Origin of the sequence: Escherichia sp. KCJ4928 (assembly GCF_004352695.1) — a bacterium.
In the GTDB taxonomy this organism is placed as follows: Bacteria; Pseudomonadota; Gammaproteobacteria; order Enterobacterales; family Enterobacteriaceae; genus ECMA0423.
On the sequence record NZ_SJWV01000532.1, the window covers coordinates 1 to 652 of the forward strand.

Here is a 652-nt window from a genome sequence, read left to right on the forward strand (position 1 = left end):
TGACCGTTCTGTCCGTCACTTCCCAGATCCGCGCTTTCTCTGTCCTGCCTGTTCGTTTATTACGCCGTTCCATGGGGATTTTCAGTGTGGCCACTATCGTCTGCAGCTGGCTGACGTACCAGGAGTCCGAGAGCGGAACCAGCCGGTGAGTCTGCTGGCCGGCGGGCATTCTTCCTGCCGTCCTGACCAGTAATGCTTGTGCAGTTTTTTGTGGTATCAGGCGAGAATAGCACGTGGTGTGAATGCCTGTTTTTTGATCGTTTTCACAAAAATTGAAATCCACAGTCTTGACAGAGAAAACACAGCGGCGTAATTTTTGATCTGTACATAAAACCAGTGTTTATATGTACAGTATTTAATTTTAATTGATTGTTTTTAAAGTCAAAGAGGTTTTCTATGAGTGATAATGAAGGTAGTGTACCGACAGAAGGTATTGATTACGGGGACACAATGGTTGTGTGGCCGTCAACAGGACGAATTCCGGGCGGTGATGTGAAACCCGGAGGCTCATCAGGTCTCGCTCCATCCATGCCTCCGGGATGGGGGGATTACAGCCCACAAGGTATCGCACTTGTACAAAGTGTTCTTTTTCCTGGAATTATTCGCCGGATTATTCTTGATAAGGAACTTGAAGAGGGAGACTGGTCGGGAT

1 protein-coding gene and 1 pseudogene are annotated in these 652 nt (G+C 47.5%); one reads left to right on the forward strand and one right to left on the reverse strand.

Translation table 11 applies throughout. The features are described from left to right. Positions 1-211: pseudogene (locus tag E0D98_RS25360) on the reverse strand (phage integrase family protein); the annotation flags it as partial. A gap of 185 nt (positions 212-396) precedes the next feature. Between E0D98_RS25360 and E0D98_RS25365 the strand changes: the two are divergent. Next, positions 397-652, forward strand: a 256-nt coding sequence (locus E0D98_RS25365) for a colicin-like bacteriocin tRNase domain-containing protein (RefSeq protein ID WP_276320456.1), incomplete at its 3' end; no start/stop codon positions are given.